The sequence below is a fragment of the Polaromonas sp. JS666 genome (assembly GCF_900103405.1).
Classification (GTDB): domain Bacteria; phylum Pseudomonadota; class Gammaproteobacteria; order Burkholderiales; family Burkholderiaceae_C; genus Polaromonas.
Genome location: NZ_FNHX01000002.1, coordinates 800,141 through 821,570, shown reverse-complemented (window position 1 = coordinate 821,570; position 21,430 = coordinate 800,141). Strand labels below are relative to the sequence as shown.

Annotated in this window: 15 protein-coding genes; 6 read left to right on the top strand and 9 right to left on the bottom strand. The window is 65.7% G+C overall.

Annotated elements, in window-relative coordinates; translation table 11 throughout:
- The first annotated feature begins 392 nt into the window (after positions 1-392).
- From urtE to BLQ85_RS08260, 3 genes are all read left to right on the top strand, one after another.
- The gene (gene urtE, locus BLQ85_RS08270) at positions 393-1,085 is read left to right on the top strand and encodes an urea ABC transporter ATP-binding subunit UrtE (protein WP_074575811.1); all 693 of its coding nucleotides are present in this window, start codon (positions 393-395) and stop codon (positions 1,083-1,085) included.
- Positions 1,086-1,247: 162 nt separating this feature from the next.
- Positions 1,248-2,093, top strand: a complete 846-nt coding sequence (locus BLQ85_RS08265; protein WP_074575810.1) for a DUF817 domain-containing protein — start codon at positions 1,248-1,250, stop codon at positions 2,091-2,093.
- Positions 2,094-2,135: 42 nt separating this feature from the next.
- Entirely contained in the window at positions 2,136-2,552 is a 417-nt protein-coding gene (locus BLQ85_RS08260; protein WP_074575809.1) for a ribosomal maturation YjgA family protein, read from the top strand.
- A gap of 12 nt (positions 2,553-2,564) precedes the next feature.
- Here the strand turns inward: BLQ85_RS08260 and BLQ85_RS08255 are convergent, their stop codons facing one another.
- The 3 genes from BLQ85_RS08255 to BLQ85_RS08245 are packed head-to-tail and all read right to left on the bottom strand — an operon-like array spanning position 2,565 to position 8,028.
- Positions 2,565-5,174: a hypothetical protein gene (locus tag BLQ85_RS08255; protein WP_074575808.1), complete on the bottom strand. Its 2,610-nt coding sequence runs from the start codon at positions 5,172-5,174 to the stop codon at positions 2,565-2,567.
- A 17-nt stretch (positions 5,175-5,191) separates the two neighbouring features.
- Positions 5,192-6,610 (bottom strand): hypothetical protein, encoded by a 1,419-nt coding sequence (locus BLQ85_RS24215; RefSeq protein WP_074575807.1) that lies wholly within the window; start codon positions 6,608-6,610, stop codon positions 5,192-5,194.
- The gene (locus BLQ85_RS08245; RefSeq protein ID WP_074575806.1) at positions 6,607-8,028 is read right to left on the bottom strand and encodes a hypothetical protein; all 1,422 of its coding nucleotides are present in this window, start codon (positions 8,026-8,028) and stop codon (positions 6,607-6,609) included. The genes BLQ85_RS24215 and BLQ85_RS08245 overlap by 4 nt, the downstream gene beginning before the upstream one ends.
- A 436-nt stretch (positions 8,029-8,464) precedes the next feature.
- Between BLQ85_RS08245 and alaC the strand changes: the two genes are divergently transcribed.
- Positions 8,465-9,673 carry an alanine transaminase gene (gene alaC, locus BLQ85_RS08240; RefSeq protein WP_074575805.1) on the top strand — a complete coding sequence of 403 codons (1,209 nt, stop codon included), beginning with the start codon at positions 8,465-8,467 and terminating at the stop codon, positions 9,671-9,673.
- Here the strand turns inward: alaC and BLQ85_RS08235 are convergent.
- The 6 genes from BLQ85_RS08235 to BLQ85_RS08210 form a co-directional block, all read right to left on the bottom strand.
- Entirely contained in the window at positions 9,670-10,011 is a 342-nt protein-coding gene (locus BLQ85_RS08235; RefSeq protein ID WP_074575804.1) for a hypothetical protein, read from the bottom strand. The two genes, alaC and BLQ85_RS08235, sit on opposite strands and share 4 nt — an antisense overlap.
- A gap of 138 nt (positions 10,012-10,149) precedes the next feature.
- Complete coding sequence (locus BLQ85_RS08230; RefSeq protein WP_074575803.1) at positions 10,150-10,638, bottom strand: hypothetical protein; 489 nt, start codon at positions 10,636-10,638, stop codon at positions 10,150-10,152.
- A 222-nt stretch (positions 10,639-10,860) separates the two neighbouring features.
- Positions 10,861-11,340 carry a VOC family protein gene (locus BLQ85_RS08225; RefSeq protein WP_074575802.1) on the bottom strand — a complete coding sequence of 160 codons (480 nt, stop codon included), beginning with the start codon at positions 11,338-11,340 and terminating at the stop codon, positions 10,861-10,863.
- A 141-nt stretch (positions 11,341-11,481) separates the two neighbouring features.
- On the bottom strand, positions 11,482-12,312 hold the full coding sequence (locus BLQ85_RS08220) for an urease accessory protein UreD (protein WP_074575801.1): 831 nt from the start codon (positions 12,310-12,312) through the stop codon (positions 11,482-11,484).
- Between the two features lie 759 nt (positions 12,313-13,071).
- Positions 13,072-13,557: a cyanophycin metabolism-associated DUF1854 family protein gene (locus tag BLQ85_RS08215; protein ID WP_074575800.1), complete on the bottom strand. Its 486-nt coding sequence runs from the start codon at positions 13,555-13,557 to the stop codon at positions 13,072-13,074.
- Between the two features lie 17 nt (positions 13,558-13,574).
- The gene (locus BLQ85_RS08210) at positions 13,575-15,926 is read right to left on the bottom strand and encodes a cyanophycin metabolism-associated ABC transporter (RefSeq protein ID WP_074575881.1); all 2,352 of its coding nucleotides are present in this window, start codon (positions 15,924-15,926) and stop codon (positions 13,575-13,577) included.
- A 319-nt stretch (positions 15,927-16,245) separates the two neighbouring features.
- Between BLQ85_RS08210 and cphA (BLQ85_RS08205) the strand changes: the two genes are divergently transcribed.
- Together cphA (BLQ85_RS08205) and cphA (BLQ85_RS08200) are read left to right on the top strand one after the other, a co-directional pair.
- Positions 16,246-18,471: a cyanophycin synthetase gene (cphA, locus tag BLQ85_RS08205; protein ID WP_254779746.1), complete on the top strand. Its 2,226-nt coding sequence runs from the start codon at positions 16,246-16,248 to the stop codon at positions 18,469-18,471.
- Positions 18,471-21,065: a cyanophycin synthetase gene (cphA, locus tag BLQ85_RS08200; protein WP_074575799.1), complete on the top strand. Its 2,595-nt coding sequence runs from the start codon at positions 18,471-18,473 to the stop codon at positions 21,063-21,065. The genes cphA (BLQ85_RS08205) and cphA (BLQ85_RS08200) overlap by 1 nt, the downstream gene beginning before the upstream one ends.
- Positions 21,066-21,430: the final 365 nt, after the last annotated feature.

Genomic DNA, 21,430 nt, shown 5'->3' with positions numbered 1-21,430 from the left:
CTCCGCTCCTCGGCGCATCCACAAGGGGTGGGTACAGGAAGACCGAACAGCCAACAGCCGAAGACAGAAACCCGAATACCAAAAACCGCAAGGACACGCCACAGCGTGTCCTTGTTTGTCTTTGTCCCCGCTCCCGATCCCGATTGCCCCTTGTGGATGCGCCGAGGAGCGCAGGTTCAGGCGGATAAGGGATCGCGTTGTTTGAGCGAAGCGAGTTTAGCGAGACCCCGCCTGAACCGAGCACCGCAGGTTGCCCGCAGCGAAGCGGAGGGACGCAGCAACCAGGGTCGCCTTTTCTTTGGTGACTTTCTTTTGGCGAAGCAAAAGAAAGTTACTGGCCGCCGGGCCACTCCCGGCCAGCCGCCCTCAGCAGAGAACAGAGAGGCAAGCACATGCTCACAGTAAAAAACATTAACCAGTATTACGGCGGCTCCCACATCCTGCGCGATGTGAGCCTGGATGCCCACCTCGGCAAGGTGACAGTACTACTCGGCCGCAACGGCGTAGGCAAAACAACGCTGCTCAAGTCATTGATGGGCCTGGTGCCCATCAAAACCGGCACGATTGAATTCGACGGAAAACAAATTCAAACCAGCACACCGTATGAACGGGCAAGAGCCGGCATAGGTTTCGTCCCCCAAGGCCGCGAAATCTTCGCCCGCCTGACGGTGGAAGAAAACCTGCGCATGGGCCTGGCCTACAAGAGTGCTGCGACGCCGATCCCGGCCGAGCTGTATGAGCTGTTCCCGGTGCTCAAGCAGATGCTGAACCGCCGCGGCGGCGACCTCTCGGGCGGGCAGCAGCAGCAGCTGGCGATTGCGCGCGCGCTGGCGGCCAAGCCCAAGCTCTTGATCCTGGATGAACCGACCGAGGGCATACAGCCCAGCATCATCAAGGACATAGGCCGGGTGATACGCATGCTGGCCGACCGCGGCGACATGGCCATCCTGCTGGTGGAGCAGTACTACGACTTCGCGCAGGAACTGGCCGACGACTACCTGGTGATGGAGCGCGGCGAGTTCATCGCGCGCGGGCAGGGCAAGGATATGGAAACCAACGGCGTGCGGCAGCTGGTGGCGATTTAGCTGGGCTTGCCGCATCGCCTTGCGTCAAAGCCCGGTTCGTCCGGGCTTTTTTCTGTGTGCCAGAATCGCATCGGTCGCCGGCTGGCGGCCGCGAGGGAGCCACAGCCCAGAGGCACAACAAACCGGCGGTGGCAATCAATCAAAAATAAAAGGTAGATACCGATGGCTTTGCTCGCCTTGGACAACTGGCTGATCCGGGAAAAATCGCATGAGGGCCTGTCGGGGTTTCGCCGCTTTCTGGTGGAGTTCGGCTGCTTTGGCTTGAAGGAGGCCAGGGCCTGCCTGTTTGCCGGGCTGTTCTTTGCGGCGGTGTTCCTGGTGCCGCGAGCCGGCCTGGCCGGTATCCCGCGCTATGACCTGCTGCTGGTGATCGCATTGCTCATTCAAGGCTGGATGGTGCTGGCCAAACTGGAAACGCTGGATGAGCTCAAGGCCATCTGCCTGTTTCACGTGGTGGGTTTTGCGCTGGAGGTTTTCAAGACCTCGGGGGCTATCCAGTCCTGGAGCTATCCGGACTTTGCCTATACCAAGCTGTTTGGCGTGCCGCTGTTTTCGGGGTTTATGTATGCGGCGGTGGGCAGCTACATCATCCAGGCCTGGCGTTTGTTTGACCTGCGTATCCGGCACCACCCGCCGTACTGGATGGCGGTGGTGATTGCGGTGCTGATTTACGCCAATTTTTTCACCCACCATTACTGGGTCGACTACCGCTGGTACATCGCGGCCTGCCTGGCGGGTTTGTACGCCAGGTCTTCGGTGATTTTCCGGCCCTATGACCGGGACCGCAGCATGCCCTTGCTGCTGGGCTTTTTGCTGATCGGCTTTTTTATCTGGGTGGCGGAGAACATCAGCACCTTCTTCAGCCTCTGGCACTACCCCAACCAGCTGGGCGCCTGGTCCATCGTGCATGTGGGCAAATGGAGTTCCTGGTCGCTGCTGGTGGTGATGACCTTCACCATTGTGGCCAACCTCAAGCATGTGAAGGCGCGCATCCATGTGCCCGAGTGAAGCGGGTGGGTCGAGTGGGGCGGGTGGGGTTGGGCCCTTCGCATGACGCTGCGTTTTGACCGCGAAGCGGCGCTGTGGGCCGTCCTTATTTTCATCGTTGAAGTGCTGATCGCGACCGTGTGGTCGCAGCACCGCTGGCTGCGCGGCTTTGTCGGCGACGTGCTGGCGGTGGTGTGGGTGTACTTTTTGTTAAAGACCGTGCTCAAGGCCAACACCTTGAGTCTTGCGCTGCTGGCGTTTGCCGTGGGTTGCGGGGTCGAGCTTGGCCAGTATGCGGCGGCCGCGAACGGCTGGCATGTCGAGAACCGGGTGCTGCGGATTGTGCTGGGCTCGGTGGCCGACTGGATGGATGTGCTGGCTTATGCCGGCGGGTTTTGGGGGGTGCTGGCGCTGGAATCGTTTCTTGCCCGGTTGCGGTTTCTCTTTACGCCCCCTCCCTTTGGGAGAGGGCAGGGGTGAGGGCCTTGCTGCTCAGCTCAGCACGATGGGCTCCCTGGGCTCGTTCGGTGCGGTCCCCAGCTTGACGCTGGAGTTCCTGGGCAGGGTCATCGCGCTGTCCAGCCACACCAGCGTGGTGCCGCTTCGGGAATCCCAGGACTCGCCGGGGATGCCGCCTTCGGGCGGTTGCGTCAAATCGCGGATCTCCGCCGCGACCGAAACAAACAGCGCATCTCCGGGCAGGGGCATGGGCCGTCCCAGGAAGGGCTGCTGGTACAGGAGCCAGTGATGGACGGCGGCTTCCATGCCCGGCCGCGCAGGCAGCACCACGCGGCAGGCGCCGGCTTTGAGGAAGCGTTCGAACTCGGGGTCCACGCCCTCCAGGGTGGCCAGCTCGTCCCAGTTCTGCCGCCCCGCCCAGTAGTAGGGGTAGAACACATAGGCCATGTTTCCCCATTCGAAGGCCTGCTCAAAAAACTGGACCGTCGGGGCATCCAGCCGGGCTTTGTCAAAATCGGTTTCCCTCCAGGGGGTCACGCCGCCGGTGGTGGCTGCCGCCGCCTTCAGGCCGTCGCGGCCGTTGAAGGGGGACTCATCGAGCAGCCAGGCAATGACCTGCCGCTTGAGCTCGTCGCGGATGGTCTGCAGGTTTCTTGCGGGTGAGGACTCGCCGACCGGCAGCGCGCTGACGAGCGCGCGCCTGTCCTGGGCGTTTTGCCATGCCTGGTTCCAGTCGTTCCAGGCGCTGAACAGGGCGTCGTAGACGGCATGCTGCCAGGTCTCGAAAGCCTCCGTCGTTCTTTGGCATTTGACGGTGAAGGTCATCCCGAAGGAATGGCAGCCGGTGGCCTGGGCGGTCAGGCTCAATTTCTCAATCGCGGGAGGGGACAGGGCCACGGTGACGGCGGCCTGCGCGCTGTCGGTGATGTTCAGCATGGCTTCGCTGTACTTGGGCGGTACTTCGGAGGCGCCTCTCACCTGGACGCTTTGCCCGTCGACGAGTTGCGCGTAGCCGGCGTTGGAGCTGCCCACATACACGTTGGCCACGATCCCGTGGTAGCAGTCCACCGGCCCGCTGTCATAGTTGTTGGCCGCCACGCTTTGGCGCATCCATTTGCCGTGCAGGGGCGTTGCGAACCCCGAGTACTCCACCGCATGGGCCGCGTAGCCGGCCGGCACCGCCACCTCCGCTGAAATTGCAACGGTAGGCGGCGCCCACTGCGTTCCCGCCGCGTCGGGCAGCTCGGCCGCGACCGCGGTTTTTGCCAGCACCACCGAGACCTCGGCATCGGGCAGCACGGGCAGGTTGGAGGCCCGGTAGGTGGAGGCCAGCGCCAGCACGCCCTCGGGGGTCAGCGCTTCTTTGGTGACGGTCCAGGCGGGCGGCGCCTTGGCTTCACTGGCCCGGACTTTGGCCGCCGTCCGCCACCTGACGTACTCGGCCGGCTCGGGCAGCTCGAATTCCAGCTGCAGGCGGTCGGGGTAGGTGAACACCTGGTAGCGGTCCACCCGGTCCACCCATCGGTAGATGCCGCTGCGGTTGGCGTCGTCGGAGCTGAAGGCGTGGCGTTGCGAGGTTTCCTTGCGGATGAGTTCGCGCCGCTGGCGGGATTCCTTGGTCTGCGACTCTATCGCGGCGACGGCCTTGGAGACGGCCTTGCGCGCGATCCGCGACGCGACGCGGTCGGACCGTCCCAGCTGCACGCTGGCCTCCCCGCCCGCGTTGACCGAGTAGCGGCTTCCCGGCATGTTCTGCTCATAGTCGGTTTGCACATGGCCTCTGACGGCCAGGGACAACTGGGTCTGCAGGTCGCGGCTCATGTCGGACTCGTTCTGGCTCTCGTCCTGCTTTTGCTGGCTGCTGGAGGTGGCGGTTTCGGACAGGGAGATGTTTTCGGTTTCCGAAAAGTTTTTCTCGTTCTCCTGGTAGGTCTCGCCGGCCATGACGTTGCGGATCATGGCGATCTCGCCGGGCAGGTAGCCTCGCCATTCGCTCCTGACCACGTGCATGTCGGCGACGGAGGCTTCTCGGATCAGCTTGATGCGGGCTTCGGGAAAGGCGTGCGCCAGCGATGCCGGCAAGGTCACAAAGCGGCGGTTCAGTTTGGCGTGGACCTGGCCGGGTTTGAGCGCCGACAGCGCTTGCGGGTCTTGCTGGATCAGGGAGACCACCAGGGCATAACGCGCCGCCCAGGCCAGCTGGGCGTGCTTCTTGGGCGTTTCGAAGAGCCAGGCCACGGTCCATCCCGCCAGGTCCCGGGCATAGGTCGCGAGGGCCTCGTTCCAGCCCGGGTTGGTGTAGTGGTCCAGGTAATCGGCGGCCGCAAGGCGCACCTGCTCCGCGAGGTCCGCGCCGCTGACCAGGTCCTCGTTCTGGGCAAGCCATATCTCGATGCCGTACACCAGCGCGATCAAATACTGCGGCCCGGTGTCCGGGTTCGCCACCCTTTCCACCGAGTGGTTGGAATCCTCCTTGAAAGCCGTCAGCGCTTCGGTGATGGCGGCATCCCCGGGCAGGGCGCCCTGGCCCAGGAACTGGGCCACCGTTCGAACCAGCGGCGACATCAGCAACAGGTTCTCCTCCGCGGTGGGTTCGACGCGGCGCAGCGGGCGGGTGAGCGTGAAATCGGCGAGATCCATCATGATTTTTCTCCTTCTGGTTAAAGTGCATCGGCGGCCGCGCGCATCAAGGCATGCGCCAGCAGGTTGAACTCTTCAAGCGTCATGGGCATGGCCTGTTGGCGCAGGGTGACCCGCGATTCGATGGCCTTTTTCAAGGCGCTGTCGGGAAAGTCGCTTTCCGCGGCATTGAGCACCCAGCGATGGGCCTTTTCGCCGGGCAATGAGGGCAGCAGGCGAAACAGTGTGCGGGTCCCGTCCTTGCTCTCAATTTCCAGGATGCTGCTTCCGGTTTCGCGGACCATGTCGGCCAGGGTCTGCTCCAGCGAGGTGTTGATGCTTTCCACCTTGATCTGCACGCCCAGGAAGAGTTTGGACAGGGGCGCGGAGGGGCTTGTCGTGGCCGGCAGGCTTTCGTTGACCAGCAGGATCGCCTGGTCCAGGTATTCCTTGCCGCCCAGCCGCATGTTTCCGTAGACCTTGCGTGCCTTCCATCCGGGGCCCAGCGCCCTGGCGGCTTCGTTGGCGAGGTCCTCGTAGGCGTCCATGTGGAGGATCCAGTCGTCCCAGTGCTGCGCGAACATCTCGCCCAGGACCTTGCCCTTGAGGCTGCTGTGGACAGGGCTTTTTTTGGCGGCTTCCATGGCTTTGAACAGGTTCATCTGGGTCTCGGGATCTCGCGTCTTCTCGAACGCTTGCGCCAGGCGCTCAAATTCGCGCATTTCCGCCTTGATGGCCTCGGGGGAGGGGGCGCCTTTGGCGTTGCCGGCCAGAAAGTCCCAGACGCGCGTCCATTCGGCTTGCCTCGAAGCGTCGATCTGGCTGGAAAACTTCTTGTAGGCGGTCAGCAGCATGTGGTCGGTGCCCGACAGCGCCGTCCCCGAGGTTTCCAGTTTTCGCATGTGCCGCATGAAGGCCTTCTGCACCCGTGCGGCTTCCTTGCGGGCCATGGCAAGACCCATCTCCCTCTGGATGTCCGCAAAAGCCTGGACTGCCCGCTTTTCGAGGTTGTCATAGCTCCCGCGGGCGAGGCGGGGCGCGGCCCGGCTACCCTGGGCCCTGGCCAAGGCCTGGGCCTCCTCATCCATCACCGTGCCCAGGGACACCAGGTACTGGCCCAGTTCCCGGCGCAGGGCCAGCCGGTCCGCCGCGGTGACGCCGGCGGCCGCATCCAGCATCTCCGTGACGCGCACAAGCTGCGCGGTGAGGGTGAAATGGGAGACCTGGTCCAGGCGTTTCCAGTGGCATTTGGCCGCGCCGGAAAGCCTGTGCCACGCGGCGGCGGCTTCCGCGCTGGATCTCACGAAGGCCATGAATGCCGGAAGCAGCGGGTCGCCGATTCGCGTGCTGCGGAAGTACCCGCTCTTCAAGCCGGAGACGGTGCTCTCCAGCATCTCGATGGCCTGTTTCGTGGCGACCGGATTTTTGGCGGGAAGCAGGTTGATCCTGGGCGCGTTCATGGCGGCCCCCCGATCCTGGCGGTGCCGCGCAACTGGAGGATGAGAAACAAGGCCCCGACGACCGAGCCGATGTAGCTGCCCTGTTCGGCGGCGAAACTGTCGGCGGGATTCAGGCATGCGGCAAACGCCTGGTCTTTTTTTCCTTCTTCCACGGCCGACTCAATGACGCTTCCAAGGGCCGACGCCAGGCTGGCGGCCGCCAGCAGCGCGGCGGCGGGCGGCGTGCTTGCCGCGAGTGCCGCAAGGCTTTCCACGATGTCGATGCCGACGCTCAGCTTTGCAAACGGCCCCATCGCGCCCTTGAACGCGGCGAGCTTTTCCTGCGCCGCCATCCAGGCCATGTCGCCCTGGCCCAGGTGCAGCAGTTTCAGGGCGTCGTTGATCACGGGGGAATAGCGCCAGACCACTTCCGGCGTTTCGTTCAATTCCGTTTCCATCAGGCCCCCGGCCCGCTGGACATCGTCCAGTGTTTCATCGATGACCGTGAAGAGCCTGGTGCCGTAGGCGACTTTGTCTTGCTTGTCCTTTGGCAGGGCGTTGCCCCAGGCATCGGCCACTTCGGACACCACCTCATGGTTCCACAGCCTGTACAGGATGGGGTGGCGCCTGCAGTGCCCGGCCAGCTTTTCGGCCAGGATTTCCTGGGTGCGTGCCCGGTCTTTTTCGACCAGTTCCGTCCGTTTTATGAAGGCCGCGTAGCTCGGGCCGTAATAGCCCGTGCCCGGTATGTGTTGTGCCGCGGTGAGGTTCAGCTCGTTGAAATATTCAAGCTCGCGCCTGAGTACGCCGATTTCCCACATGGCCTGCGCCAGGCTGCCGAGGTCTGCATTGACTTCGGGCGCATGGTTCGTGGCGCCTTGCGGCGTCACCCGGTACCGGACCCGCTCCTGCAGCAGTTGTTGGTGGATCTTCTCCAGCCGTGCCTTGACCACTTCCCGCGCCTTGGCCTGTATGCGTTCTTCGGCACGGGCGATAAAGCTGTCGAGTATTTTTTTGTGGCTTTTGTACGCCGTCAGCAGCGCATGGCGTTTGGGCGTGCTTTCCCCGCGATAAACCGGTTCACCCCTGAGCGGCGGCTTCAAGGGCGTGCGCGGCGCCACCGACGGGTCCCAGGTCGTGACGGGGGGATCCATGATCCCGTTGGCAAAGGCCTGGCGCCCGGCAGTGCCGTACAGGGCATACAGCGAATTGGAAAAACCCGCGACGCGGTCCTGCAGGGCGGCTTCCCGGGTATTAAAAAGCAATCGCAGCGCTGTTTCCTTGTCCTCCGGGTAGAAGACGATCTCCTGCGCCTCGGCCTCGCCCGGCTCAGCCGCGTCTTCGAGCAGCGGGGATTCGGATTGCCACAGAAACAAGTCCTCCGCCTTCATCGGGTGAAGGTCTTGTTTTTGCGGCGTCAACAAAGTCAGCTCGATCATCAAGTTCCCGTGTCGGCTTGTTCAAAGCGGTGGGCGGCGCTGTGCGGGCGCACGGCGGCGGTGGCAACTCTTCACTGGCGAAAGTCTGGGAGCGCGATCCTGAAAACCTTCCACTGCGCGGGTGGACATGCATGGCGGCCGGTCTCTTGCAACAACACGGATGCGCGTGCGAAGCGCGCCGGGGGCTTTGCGGGAAACGAGCGATGGCGAACTCTATCTGCCCCCCGCGAGTTTGGACAACCCGTGGACAGCCCGCCGTTTGGGGAATATTCACGGGTGGCCGGGGCGGATTTGCCCGGCTTCATTGCGCGTCAGCGATCCATCCGGCGCGCAGCCTGTGACCAGAACTTACATGGGTTACGATTGCGCTGGGCCGGCCCCATTGCCGGCCACGTCGCTCGGACGGTTCCGGGCGCTTACGTGAAAGTTACTTCCTATGTCCGCTTCCCCAGGCAAGCGCCGCTTTGCGCGCATTGACCGTCTTCCCCCCTACGTCTTCAACATCACGGCCGAGCTCAAACTCGCCGCGCGCAGGCGCGGCGAAGACATCATCGACATGAGCATGGGCAACCCCGATGGCGCCACGCCGGCGCACATCGTGGCCAAGCTCACCGAGGTCGCGCAGCGGCCTGACACCCACGGCTATTCGGCCAGCAAGGGTATACCGCGGCTGCGGCGCGCGATTGCCCACTGGTACCAGAGCCGCTACCAGGTGGCCATAGACCCGGACAGCGAGGCCATCGTGACCATAGGTTCGAAAGAAGGCCTGGCCCATTTGATGCTGGCCACGCTGGACCGCGGCGACACCGTGCTGGTGCCCGACCCGAGCTACCCCATCCACATCTACGGCGCGGTGATCGCCGGGGCCGACATACGTTCGGTGCCGCTGACGCCGGACACGGATTTTTTTGCCGAGCTTGAAAAAGCCATACGCGGCAGCTACCCCAAGCCCAAGATGATGGTGCTGGGCTTCCCGTCGAACCCGACGGCGCAGTGCGTGGAGCTGGCGTTTTTTGAGAAAGTGATCGCGCTGGCGCGCAAGCACGACATCTTTGTGGTGCACGATTTAGCCTATGCCGACGTCGTGTTCGACGGCTGGAAAGCGCCGTCCATCATGCAGGTGCCGGGCGCCAAGGACATTGCGGTGGAGTTCTTCACGCTGTCCAAGAGCTACAACATGGCGGGCTGGCGCGTGGGCTTTATGGTCGGCAACCCCGACCTGGTGGCGGCGCTGGCACGCATCAAGAGCTACCACGACTACGGCACCTTCACCCCGCTGCAGGTGGCGGCGATTGCCGCACTCGAAGGCGACCAGCAATGCGTGAAAGACATCGCCGCCCAGTACCAGGCGCGGCGCGACGTGCTCTACAAAGGCTTGACCGAAGCGGGCTGGCCGGTGGATTGCCCCAAGGCGTCCATGTACATCTGGGCGCGCATTCCCGAGGCCTACCGCAAGCTGGGCTCGCTGGAGTTCGCCAAACAGCTGCTCGACAAGGCCAAGGTGTGTGTGTCGCCGGGCATAGGCTTTGGCGACCACGGCGACGACCATGTGCGCTTTGCGCTCATTGAGAACGAAGCCCGCATACGCCAGGCGGTGCGCGGCATCAAGGCCATGTTCAAGGCCGACGGCGTGCTGAAAGGCTAGTGGCCGCCGGCCTTGCTGTTTTTGGCGATTTTGGTTTCGGCGGTGTGCAGTTTTTGCTCCACCTCGGCGCGCTCTGAAATCTCTTTCTGCAGCAACTCGTTGACGTGGGCCAGCTCTTCGGCCGACTCCTGGATCTTGTTTTCCAGCTCCGCGGTCCTGACCAGGGCCGTGGCGACGTCACCCGTCTTGACGGAGGCCGGGATTTCTTTTTCCAGGACGTTGTTGATCACGAAGAGTTCCTGGGCCGATCGCTCCACCGCGTCCTGGACCGCGTCGTTTTTCTCGAGCGCGCGCGCCAGCTGGGGTTTTTCCGGGGAAGTGTGTGAGGAATCGGGCATGGAGGGCTTTCGTGGAGGGCGTCGGTGGCGGCGAAGTTGCCGCGTGTCATGAAAAAAGAAGTGGGCCGCAAGCGGCCCACCTTTGCTTCTGCTTCATCCGGGGTTTTCATCAAACCGCGGCGGAGCGAGTGGCAACTGTTATTGCGATGGCACGGCGGCGGGCGCCGGGATCACCACAATGTTGTCGGACGAGGTCTGCGGCTGTACGCGCACATTGGTGGCGTTGGCCGGAACGACCACGGTTTCCACCTGGCGTATCGCGCCGCCGCCGGCGACGCTGCCTTCGGTCTTGCCGTAACCCACGATGCGGGCCTGGCAGGCGACCAGATCCTCGCCCTTGAAGATGTCGCAGCGTTTCAGGGCATTGGCCTGGAAGTTGGTGCTGGCGTTGTCGACCTTGCCGGCGCGTTTGGCGGCGTTGGCATTGCGAACCTCGGTCATGCAGGTTTCACGGTCCTGCTGTGTGCGGCCGGTCAGGCAGGCGTTCATCTCGCTGCGTGCATCGCCGGAAGCGTCGATACCGGTGGTGCCGGAGGCGATTTGTGCCGAGGCGCCCAGCGAGAGCAGGGCGGCTACGCCGAAGGCCGCTGCGCCTTGGGCAAGGCGGAAATACGGGGATGCGGTCATGGTCAAAACTCCTTCTTCGAACTCGACGGATGTCGATGAAGGCAGTCTGGGCCGATGCCGCGGCGCGGCTTGAAAGGAAAAGCTGCGGGCCGCCCGTGCGCTACGCCTGTTCCCATGTAGGACGGGTCTTTCATGGGCCCGGCAAGCCCGCCAGAACACTGGATTCACATACAGACGGCGATGTTCACCGGGAACGCGGCGTGCCGGCCGTCCCCGCCCGCTTCAGCCCCGGCGTGCCGCCTCTATCGCGGCGACGTCGATTTTTTTCATGGTCATCATCGCGTCGAAGGCGCGCTTGGCCGCCGCGCGGTCGGGGCCTGAGACCGTTTCGAGCAGCACGCGCGGGGTGATCTGCCATGACAGGCCCCAGCGGTCCTTGCACCAGCCGCACTCGCTTTCCTGGCCGCCGTTGCCGACGACCGCGTTCCACAGGCGGTCGGTCTCGGCCTGGTCCTCGGTCGCGATGACAAAGGAGAAGGCTTCGCTGTGTTTAAAAAGCGGGCCGCCGTTAAGCCCCATGCAGGGGATGCCCGCGACGGTGAACTCGACCGTCAGGATGTCGCCCTGCTTGCCGTCGGGATAGTCGCCCGGCGCGCGCATGATGGCGCCGACTTTGCTGTCGGGGAAGGTTTTGGCATAAAAGGTCGCGGCCTCCAGCGCGGCGCCGTCGTACCACAGGCAAAGCGTGTTCTTGGGGATCATGGCGTGTCTCCTAAGACATGGGTGGTGAAGCGAAGCTTGCAATGACAGGCCTCATCGTAGCCATTACCAGGCCCCGGCCTGCCGGAGGGGGCTGATGCGCTTGTAGGTGCGCGCCTATGCCGCCATGCGCAGCACGGCGTTTTACATGGACCAGATGCGTGGCGTGGACGGCGCGAGCTGCCACAGCTCCTTGCGCCAGGCCTGCCAGACCTGCCTGAGCAAGGCCATGGCGGGCTCGACCACGGGCGAGAGCACGCGCAGCACGACGACCTGCGCGTCAGGGCTGGTGGCGCCGGCGCAGGAGGCCAGCGAGTGGGCCTGCAGGATTTCGCGCGCACAGTCCAGCGCGCGTTCTCGGCGGGCGCGTTCCAGCTTGTTGCCCGCCACAAAAAACAGCGAAGCCATGCAGCGCCGGCCGGCCAGGCCCACGGGGCTGTCCATCAGCAGCTTGTCGTTGGCGTCCAGGCGGGCGCGCTCCAGCCAGACACCGGGCACTTCGATGTGCTGGCGAAAGCTGCCGCCCTCAAAGGGCTGGCCGGCGGCCGGCAGGCCCAGCGCGGTGACGTCCCAGCCCATCAGCTCGGCGCCGGGCGCCAGCGCCATCGTGAGCCGGTTCTCGGCCAGGCAGCCGCTGTAGCAGATGGCCTCCAGCGGCAGCCATTCCATGCGCGCGCCGGCCTCGAGCGTGAGGGTGGTGTTTTGCAGCGCGGGCTCGCCGGTGGAGCGGTAAAAGCGCGTGGCACCCGGCGTGGTGATCAGGCCATGCGCGCCCGGCGCAGCGCTGAAGGCCAGCTCCAGCGTGTCGCCACCGACCAGGCCGCCGGGCGGGTGCACGATGACGTTGTGGCAGATGGTGTCGCCTTCAGGGTACAGGCTTTGCAGGATGCGCAGCGGCCCGCTGTGGCGGAAATGGGCAAGGGTTTTGCCGGCCTGGTGGGTGTAGTCGAGTGCGAGGGTCGCGGTCCAGGTCATGGGGTGGAGTTTAACTGGGGCTTGCCCCCGTTTCCCCCGTTGAAGAGGTTGGCCGGTCTTGCTCCGGCGGGTGCGCTTTGTGTTCTCTTATCTCCTCGGTTCTCTTGCTGAGGGCGGTTGGCCGGGGTTGCCCGGCGGCAACTCACTTTTCTTTGCTTCGCCAAAGAAAAGTAAGCAAAAGAAAGGCGACCCTGGTGTCTGCGTCCCTCCGCTTCGCTACGGGCAACCTGCGGTGCTCGGTCCAGGCGGGGTCTCGCTCGAACTCGCTACGCTGCGCTTCGCTCAGACAATCGCGATCCCTGATCCGCCTGAACCTGCGCTCCTCGGCGCATACACAAGGGGGTGGGAGAAAAATACCAATACAAAAAACCATAAGGACACGCCACGGCGTGTCCTTGTTTGTATTGATTTTTCTTTGGTATTTGTCTTCTGTCCCCGCTCCCGATTGCCCCGTCCTGGCTGGGCCGAGCAGCGCAGACGGAGGAGGGATAAGGGCTGGCGTTGTCTGAGCGAAGCGCAGCGTAGCGAGTTTAGCCAGACCCCCTCCGCAGTCGAGCAGCGCAGGTTGCCCGTAGCGCAGCGGAGGGACCCAGACTGCGGGTCGCCTTTTCTTTTGCTTACTTTTCTTTTGGCGAAGCAAAAGAAAAGTGAGTAGCTGCCGGGCTACCCCCGGCCAGCAAACCTCAGCAGAGAAAGCAGAAAGACGAAGAGAGGAGAAGGAGAGAAGGGGGAGGGCGCGCTCGCCGGAGCAAGACCCGGCTAAAGAAACCTCTCCAGCAGCCGACGTGACGCGCGATCCAAAGCCGTCATGTCGCGCACACTGTACTGCACTCCCTGACTCCCGGCAATCAAGAGCCCAACCCGCCCGAGGCGACGTATATCCTCCTCGCCGCGGAGGATAAAAGAAGTCTCCCCCCGGTCGGTCTCGACCGTCCAGACGCTGGGCGTGCCGAAGCTGGAGACGCTTTTAAGCCGCGTGACTTCGGGCACAAAGTCGCGCAGCGCGAGTTCCTCCTGCAGCAGCGCGCGCACGGCCGGCGTAGCGGCCTGCAGCTGTTCTATCCAGGCGACTTCATGGCCTTCGGTGCTGACCAGCGAGATGCCTTCGTCGGGCGCGGCAATCGGGAAGGCGCGCACCGGTACCACGCCGGCATGTGCCTGGCCGGTGGCGTCGGTGAACACCAGGCGGCCCGAGGCATCGCGCGCCAGCTGGAAAGAAGCGGAGATGGAAGTGGAATCAGTCATAAATAGCGGTCCCGGGCTTATGCGTTGCCGACGTGCTGGGCGGCATGGGCGATCTGCGAGGTGGCCACGGCGATGCGGCGCTCTTCGGCTTCCAGGCCGCCCTCTTCGTTGTCGACCTGGCGCGCCTGGGCTTCATACAGCCGCCAGTAGGCGCCCTGCTTGGCCATGAGTTCGTCGTGCGGGCCGACCTCGACTACCTGGCCGCGATCCATCACCACCAGGCGGTCGGCCTTGCGCAGCGTCGACAAGCGGTGGGCAATCGCGATCGTGGTGCGGCCCTGCACCAGGTTGTCGAGCGCGCGCTGGATTTCTTTTTCGGTCTCGGTGTCGACCGAGGACGTCGCCTCGTCGAGGATCAGGATGCGCGGGTCTATCAGCAGCGCGCGCGCAATCGAGATGCGCTGGCGCTCGCCGCCCGACAGGCCCTGGCCGCGCTCGCCCACCAGAGAGTCATAGCCCTGCGGCAGGCGCAGGATGAATTCATGCGCATGGGCGGCGCGCGCGGCCGCGACGATCTCGGCGCGCGTGGCACCGGGCTTGCCGTAGGCGATGTTCTCGGCAATCGTGCCGAAGAAGAGGAAGGGCTCCTGCAGCACCAGGCCGATGTGGCGGCGGTAGTCGGCCACGCCGAAGCGGCGTATGTCGGTGCCGTCCACCTGGATGGTGCCGTCGCTCACGTCGTAAAAGCGGCAGATCAGGTTGACCAGCGTGCTTTTGCCGGAGCCGCTGTGGCCCACCAGGCCTATCATCTCGCCGGGCCGTATCTGCAGGTCCAGGCCGCGGATCACCGAGCGGTTGCCGTAGCGAAAGCCCAGGTTCTTCATGTCGATGCGGCCCTCGAGCACGCCGGTCTTCACCGGGTTGGCGGTTTCGGGCACGTTGGAGACATGGTCCAGGATGTCAAAGATGCGCTTGGCGCCGGCCGCGGCCTTTTGTGTGACCGAGACGATGCGGCTCATGGAGTCGAGCCGGCCGTAAAAGCGGCCTATGTAGGCGATAAACGCCGTCAGCACACCGACCGTGATCTGTTGCCGGGACACCAGCCAGATGCCGAATGCCCACACCACCAGCAGGCCCACTTCGGTCAGCAGCGAGACCGTGGGCGTGAACAGCGACCAGGTCTTGTTGAGCTTGTCGTTGACGGCCAGGTTGTGCTGGTTGACCTCGCGAAAGCGCTGGGCTTCGCGCTTTTCCTGGGCGAAGGCCTTGACCACGCGGATACCGGGAATCGTGTCGGCCAGCACATTGGTGACGTCCGACCAGACGCGGTCTATCTTTTCAAAGCCGGTGCGCAGCTTGTCGCGCACCACGTGGATCATCCAGCCTATGAAGGGCAGCGGCAGCAGGGTCACCACCGCCAGCCAGGGGTTGATGGAAAACAGGATGACCGCGGTCATCACGATCATCAGCACGTCGGTCGCGAAATCCAGCGCGTGCAGCGACAGGAACACGCAGATGCGGTCGGTTTCCGAGCCTATGCGCGACATCAGGTCGCCGGTGCGCTTGCCGCCGAAGTAGTCCAGCGAGAGCTCCAGCAGGTGGTCGAAGGTGGCGGTGCGCAGGTCGGCGCCTATGCGCTCGGACACCAGGGCCAGCAAATAGGTGCGCGCCCAGTTCAGCGCCCAGCCCAGCAGCGCCGCGCCCAGCAGGCCGCCCAGCAGGGCGCCGACCTTCCAGGGCTCGATCTGCTGGCCGTTCTGGAAGGGGATCAGCACGTCGTCCATCAGCGGGATGGTCAGGTAGGGCGGCACCAGCGTGGCGGCCGTGGAGGCCAGCGTCAGTAGAAACCCGGCCAGCAGCTGGTGGCGGTAGGGGTGGGCAAAGCGCCAGAGGCGCAGCAGCACCCAGGTGGAGGGCGGCGTGTGCAGCTCGCGGGCACAGGCCGGGCATTCCTCGCTGTCGGGCGGCAGCGGCAGGTCGCATTCGGGGCACAGCGCCGCCTCGTCGGCCGGGGGCGCCTCGGCCAGGCCCTGGGCGGCCTGCTGCTGGACGAACAGCCGCACCAGGCGCAGCGCCTGCACATTGGCGCCCAGGGTAAAACGCCAGCCGGCCAGGCGGGTGCCGCCCTGGTGCAGCTCCAGCGTGCCCACGCCGGCATGGTCGAAATGGCGCAGCGAGAGGCCCGCCAGGCCCTTGCCGGCCGCGTCCACCGTGGGCCAGGACGCCCATTCAGCGTCCGGACCGCCGGGGCCGCGGGCCAGCAGGCGGCGATCCGTCAGGGCCAGCAGGCCGGTGGCGAAACGAAGTTGGCTGTCCAGGTCAACCGTAAGCGTACACAGAACGTTTTCCTGGGTTGCAAGTTGTGAGCGAAGCCCCGCCAAGGCGGGGTCGGTAAGGCTGGAGTCGTCTGCCGGGTGTTTGTGTTGCATTGTGTTGGTGAATTCTTGGCGTCCCGCATCTGGCGCGGCTGGGTTTTCGCAGGTTTTGTCTTCGCGCGTGGGGAACCCGAACAGGGGATTTTCGCCGAATGCGGCCTGGAACGACAAATTTGACCCTCAATCCCCGAAAATGGCGAAACCGGCTGCCGGCCCCACCCCAGCCAGGCTCGTTCGCGACAAGAACAAAGACACAACGCACATAACGAGACATACAGGGATCCACAGGGGCCTTCACCGGCCTCACACTGAAATTCATCGGCCAGGACCGCCGCCTTGCACCGACGGGTGCGGCCGCCCTGCCTGGCCGACCATGCTGCGAACCATGAGCCCTCAGGACGACATCAAGCTGCTGCGCATCAATTACCTGCGCGGCCCCAACATCTGGACTTACCGGGCCGTGCTTGAGGTCTGGCTGGACCTCGGCAAGCTCGAGGACTTCCCGTCCAACGAGCTGCCCGGCTTCAACGACCGCCTGGTCGCGCTGCTGCCGGCCCTGGTCGAACACCACTGCGGCGTGGGCGAGCGCGGCGGCTTCATCCAGCGCCTGCTGGAAGGCACCTGGTCCGGCCATGTGCTGGAGCATGTGGTGATCGAGCTGCTCAACCTGGCCGACATGCCCACCGGCTTCGGCCAGACGCGCAGCACCTCGCAGCGCGGCGTCTACCGCATGGTGTTCCGCGCGCGCGACGAGCAGGTCGCCCGCACCGCGCTGGCCGAGGGCCACCGCCTGTTGATGGCCGCCATCAACGCCACGCCCTACGGCCCCGCCGAGGTGCGGGCCGCCGTCGATGCGATACGCGCCAAGGTCGACGACTGCTACCTCGGCCCCAGCACCGCCTCCATCGTGGCCGCCGCCACCGACCGCCGCATCCCCCACATCCGCCTGAACGAGGGCAACCTGGTGCAACTGGGCTACGGCGCCAGCCAGCGCCGCATCTGGACGGCCGAAACCGACCTCACCAGCGCCATCGCCGAAGGCATCGCCCACGACAAGGACCTCACCAAAAGCCTGCTGGCCACCTGCGGCGTGCCCGTGCCCGAGGGCGAGATCGTCGCCACGGCCGAAGAGGCCTGGGAAGCGGCCGAGGACATCGGCCTGCCGGTGGTCGTCAAGCCCTCCGACGGCAACCACGGCCGCGGCGTGGCGCTGGACCTTAAAACACGCGCCGACGTCGAGGCCGCCTTCGCGGTGGCCGCCCGCCACGGCAGCGAAGTCATGGTCGAGCGCTTTGTGCGCGGCCATGAGCACCGCCTGCTGGTGGTCGGCGGCCGCGTCGTCGCCGCCGCGCGCGGTGAAGCCGCGTGGGTGACCGGCGACGGCAGCTCCACGGTGTCGCAGCTCGTCGACGCCCAGCTCAACACCGACCCGCGCCGCGGCGTGGGTGAGGACTTCCCGCTGGGCCGCATCAACACCGCCGAAGACGGCGCCGTCATCCTCGACCTGCAGCGCCAGGGCCTGGCGCCCGACGCCGTGCCCGCCGCCGGCCGCGAGGTGCTGATACAGCGCAACGGCAATGTGGCGCTGGACTGCACCGACGCCGTCCACCCCGAGGTCGACCACATCGTCTCGCTGGCCGCGCGCGTGGTCGGCCTGGACATCGCCGGCGTCGACGTGGTCGCGCAGGACATCTCGCGCCCGCTGCACGAGCAGGGCGGCGCGATTGTCGAAGTCAACGCCGGCCCGGGCCTGTTGATGCACCTCAAGCCCGCCGAAGGCGCGCCGCGCCCGGTGGGCCGCGCCATCTGCGACCACCTGTTCCCGCATTCGTCCGACGGCGACAACCCCAACGACGGCCGCATCCCCATCGTCGGCATCGCCGGCTCCGCCGGCAACTACCGCGTCGCGCGGCTGGTGGCCTGGCTGCTGCACCTGTCGGGCCGGCACACCGGCCTGGCCTGCCAGGCCGGCCTCTTCCTGGACCAGCGCTGCGTGGACGCCTCCGACTGCGCCAACTGGGAGGCCGGGCAGCGCCTCTTGATCAACCGCGCGGTGCAGGCCGCCGTGTTTGAAAACGGCGCCGACACGATTTTGCGCACCGGCCTGCCCTACGACAAATGCCAGGTCGGCGTGGTCACCGACCTGGGCGGCGCCCAGGGCCTGGCCGAATTCGACATCACCGAAGACGAGCAGATGTTCAAGGTCATGCGCTCGCAGGTCGACGTGGTGCTGCCCAGCGGCGCCGCCGTGCTCAACGCCGGCGACCCGCGCATCGCCGAGATGGCCGAGCTTTGTGACGGCGAAGTGATCTTCTACAGCACCGACCCCAAGGCCGCGGCCATCGCCTCGCATTGCGCCCAGGGCGGCCGCGCCCTCTATGTGCGGCAGGACCAGGTGGTGCTGGCCACCGGCGCCAGCGAGGCCTTTTTGCCCGGCCTGGGCAAGCTGGGCGCCTGGCGCGAACGCCGCGGCCTGACCGAAGACGCCCTGCTGGCGGCCGTGGGCGCCGCCTGGGCCCTCGGCATTCCGCTCAACCTGATAGGCGCCGGCATGGAAGCCTTTGAAACCACCCCTAAAACCGCCGGGAGTGCCGAATAATGGAAGTGTCCCGCATCCGCGCCCTGCGCGGCCCCAACCTCTGGAGCCGCCACACCGCGCTCGAAGCCATCGTGGCCTGCAGCGCCGTTGAATGCAACATCTCCGGCCTGGCCGGCTTCGAGCCGCGCGTGCGCGCGCTGTTTCCCGGCATGGGCGCGCTGCGCCAGACCGGCCACGCCGGCCCCGTCTCGCTGGCCCATGTGCTGGAGGCCGCCGCGCTGGCGCTGCAGACCGCCGCCGGCTGCCCCATCACCTTCAGCCACACGGCCGCCACGGTTGAAGCCGGCACCTACCAGGTCGTCGTCGAATACAGCGAGGAAGCCGTGGGCCGCCTGGCCGTTGAGCTGGCCCAGGCCCTGATCCACGCGGCCCTGCGCGATACCGCCTTCGACCTCGAGGCCGCGATTGCCCAACTGCGCGACCTTGACGAAGACGAGCGCCTGGGCCCCAGCACCGGCGCGATCGTCGACGCCGCCGTCGCGCGCGGCATTCCGTACCGCCGCCTCACCAAGGGCAGCATGGTGCAGTTCGGCTGGGGCGCCAAGCAGCGCCGCATCCAGGCCGCCGAAGTTGATTCCACCAGCGCGGTGGCCGAATCCATCGCCCAGGACAAGGACCTCACCAAAAAGCTGCTGCGCGCCGCCGGCGTGCCCGTGCCGCTGGGCCGCCCCGTCACCGACGTCGATGACGCCTGGGCCGCGGCCCGGCAGGTCGGCCTGCCGGTGGTCGTCAAGCCGCAGGACGGCAATCAAGGCAAGGGCGTGACCGTCAACATCACCACGCGCGAGCACCTGGAGGTCGCCTACAAGGCCGCCGCCGAGCACGGCGAGGTCATGGTGGAGAAATTTTTGCCCGGCAGCGACTTCCGCCTGCTGGTGGTCGGCAACAAGCTGGTCGCCGCCTCGCGGCGCGAGCCGCCGCAGGTGGTGGGCGACGGCCTGCACACCGTGCGCGAACTCGTCGACATCGTCAACCAGGACCCGCGGCGCGGCGAGGGCCACGCCACCTCGCTGACCAAGATCCGCTTTGACGACATCGCCGTCGCGCGCCTGGAAGTGCAGGAGCTCACGCCCGAATCGATTCCCGCCAAGGGCAGGCGCGTCATCCTGCGCAACAACGCCAACCTCAGCACCGGCGGCACGGCCACTGACGTGACCGACGACGTGCACCCCTCGGTCGCCGCGCGCGCCGTGGCCGCCGCGCAAATGGTGGGCCTGCACATCTGCGGCGTCGACGTGGTCTGCGAAAGCATGCTGCGCCCGCTGGAATCGCAAAACGGCGGCGTCGTGGAAGTCAACGCCGCGCCCGGCCTGCGCATGCACCTGTCGCCCTCCTACGGCAAGGGCCGCGCCGTCGGCGTGGCCATGGTCGACGAGCTGTTCCCCTCCGGGGACAACGGCCGCATCCCGGTCATCGCCGTGACCGGCACCAACGGCAAGACCACCACCACGCGCCTGATCGCCCACCTGATGGCCGCCGAGGGGCTGCGCACCGGCATGACCAACACCGACGGCGTCTACATCAACGGCCGGCAGACCGACAGCGGCGACTGCAGCGGCCCCAAGAGCGCGCGCAATGTGCTCATGCACCCCGACGTCGACGCGGCGGTGTTCGAGATCGCGCGCGGCGGCGTGCTGCGCGAAGGCCTGGGCTTTGACCGCTGCCAGGTCGCCGTCGTCACCAACATCGGCAGCGGCGACCATCTGGGCCTGAACTACATCACCACCGTCGAAGACCTGGCCGTGCTCAAGCGCGTGATCGTGCAGAACGTCGCGAACACCGGCTACGCCGTGCTCAATGCCGCCGACCCCATCGTCGCCGACATGGCCGCCACCTGCCCCGGCAAGATCATCTTCTTCGCGGCCGACCGCCACCACCCGCTCATGGCCACGCACCGGGCCCAGGGCAAACGCACCGTCTACATCGACGGCCCCATGCTGGTGGCCGCCGAAGGCGCCTGGGTCGAGCGCATCCCGCTGCAGGGCGTGCCCGTCACGCGCGGCGGCAGCATCAGCTTCCAGGTCGAGAACGTCATGGCGGCCGTCGCCGCCGCCTGGGGCGCGGGCCTGAACTGGGACACCATCAAGCGCGGCCTGGCCAGCTTCGTCAACGACGCGCACAACGCCCCCGGCCGCTTTAACGTCATGGACTACAAGGGCGCCACCGTGATCGCCGACTACGGCCACAACCCGGACGCCATGCGCGCCCTGGTCGCCGCCGTCGACGCCATGCCCGCCACGCCGGGCCAGCGCCGCAGCGTCGTCATCAGCGGCGCCGGCGACCGCCGCGACAGCGACATCCGCGACCAGACCATCATCCTGGGCAGCGCGTTTGACGACGTCATCCTCTACCAGGACGCCGCCCAGCGCGGCCGCGCCGACGGCGAGGTCATGGCCCTGCTGCGCCAAGGACTGGAAGGTGCGGCCCGCACCCGGCGCATCGACGAGATACGCGGTGAGTTCCTGGCGATCGACACCGCGCTCGAGCGGCTGTCGCCTGGGGATTTGTGCCTGGTGCTGGTAGATCAAGTGCAGGAGGCGCTTGAGCATTTGGCTGCTCGGGTCAGGGACTCGAAGGAGAAAGTGGCGCATTGAAGTCGGGTCTTGCTCCGACAGTGTGCCCATCTCTGAGTGTTGTTGGCCGGGGGTAGCCCGGCAGCTACTCACTTTTATCGAAACCCGCAAAGCGGGTTTTCTTTTGTTCGCCAAAAGGCGCGCTATGCGCGCGGGGTTTGCTCACTTCGCGCAGCGAAGTTACGCAAACACCAAAAGTAAGCAAAAGAAAAGGCGACCCTGGTGTCTGCGTCCCTCCGCTTCGCTGCGGGCAACCTGCGGTGCTCGGTTCAGGCGGGGTCTCGCTAAACTCGCTTCGCTCAGACAACGCGATCCCTTATCCGCCTGAACCTCCGCTCCTCGGCGCATACACAAGGGGGTGGGAGAAAAATACCGAATACCTGAAG

Bases quoted from the DNA above. Each gene is read 5' to 3' on its own strand.
- urtE (WP_074575811.1), top strand. From the start codon at position 393: ATGCTCACAGTAAAAAACATTAACCAGTATTACGGCGGCTCCCACATC.
- BLQ85_RS08265 (WP_074575810.1), top strand. From the start codon at position 1,248: ATGGCTTTGCTCGCCTTGGACAACTGGCTGATCCGGGAAAAATCGCAT.
- BLQ85_RS08260 (WP_074575809.1), top strand. From the start codon at position 2,136: ATGACGCTGCGTTTTGACCGCGAAGCGGCGCTGTGGGCCGTCCTTATT.
- BLQ85_RS08255 (WP_074575808.1), bottom strand. From the start codon at position 5,174: ATGATGGATCTCGCCGATTTCACGCTCACCCGCCCGCTGCGCCGCGTC.
- BLQ85_RS24215 (WP_074575807.1), bottom strand. From the start codon at position 6,610: ATGAACGCGCCCAGGATCAACCTGCTTCCCGCCAAAAATCCGGTCGCC.
- BLQ85_RS08245 (WP_074575806.1), bottom strand. From the start codon at position 8,028: ATGATCGAGCTGACTTTGTTGACGCCGCAAAAACAAGACCTTCACCCG.
- alaC (WP_074575805.1), top strand. From the start codon at position 8,465: ATGTCCGCTTCCCCAGGCAAGCGCCGCTTTGCGCGCATTGACCGTCTT.
- BLQ85_RS08235 (WP_074575804.1), bottom strand. From the start codon at position 10,011: ATGCCCGATTCCTCACACACTTCCCCGGAAAAACCCCAGCTGGCGCGC.
- BLQ85_RS08230 (WP_074575803.1), bottom strand. From the start codon at position 10,638: ATGACCGCATCCCCGTATTTCCGCCTTGCCCAAGGCGCAGCGGCCTTC.
- BLQ85_RS08225 (WP_074575802.1), bottom strand. From the start codon at position 11,340: ATGATCCCCAAGAACACGCTTTGCCTGTGGTACGACGGCGCCGCGCTG.
- BLQ85_RS08220 (WP_074575801.1), bottom strand. From the start codon at position 12,312: ATGACCTGGACCGCGACCCTCGCACTCGACTACACCCACCAGGCCGGC.
- BLQ85_RS08215 (WP_074575800.1), bottom strand. From the start codon at position 13,557: ATGACTGATTCCACTTCCATCTCCGCTTCTTTCCAGCTGGCGCGCGAT.
- BLQ85_RS08210 (WP_074575881.1), bottom strand. From the start codon at position 15,926: ATGCAACACAAACACCCGGCAGACGACTCCAGCCTTACCGACCCCGCC.
- cphA (WP_254779746.1), top strand. From the start codon at position 16,246: ATGCTGCGAACCATGAGCCCTCAGGACGACATCAAGCTGCTGCGCATC.
- cphA (WP_074575799.1), top strand. From the start codon at position 18,471: ATGGAAGTGTCCCGCATCCGCGCCCTGCGCGGCCCCAACCTCTGGAGC.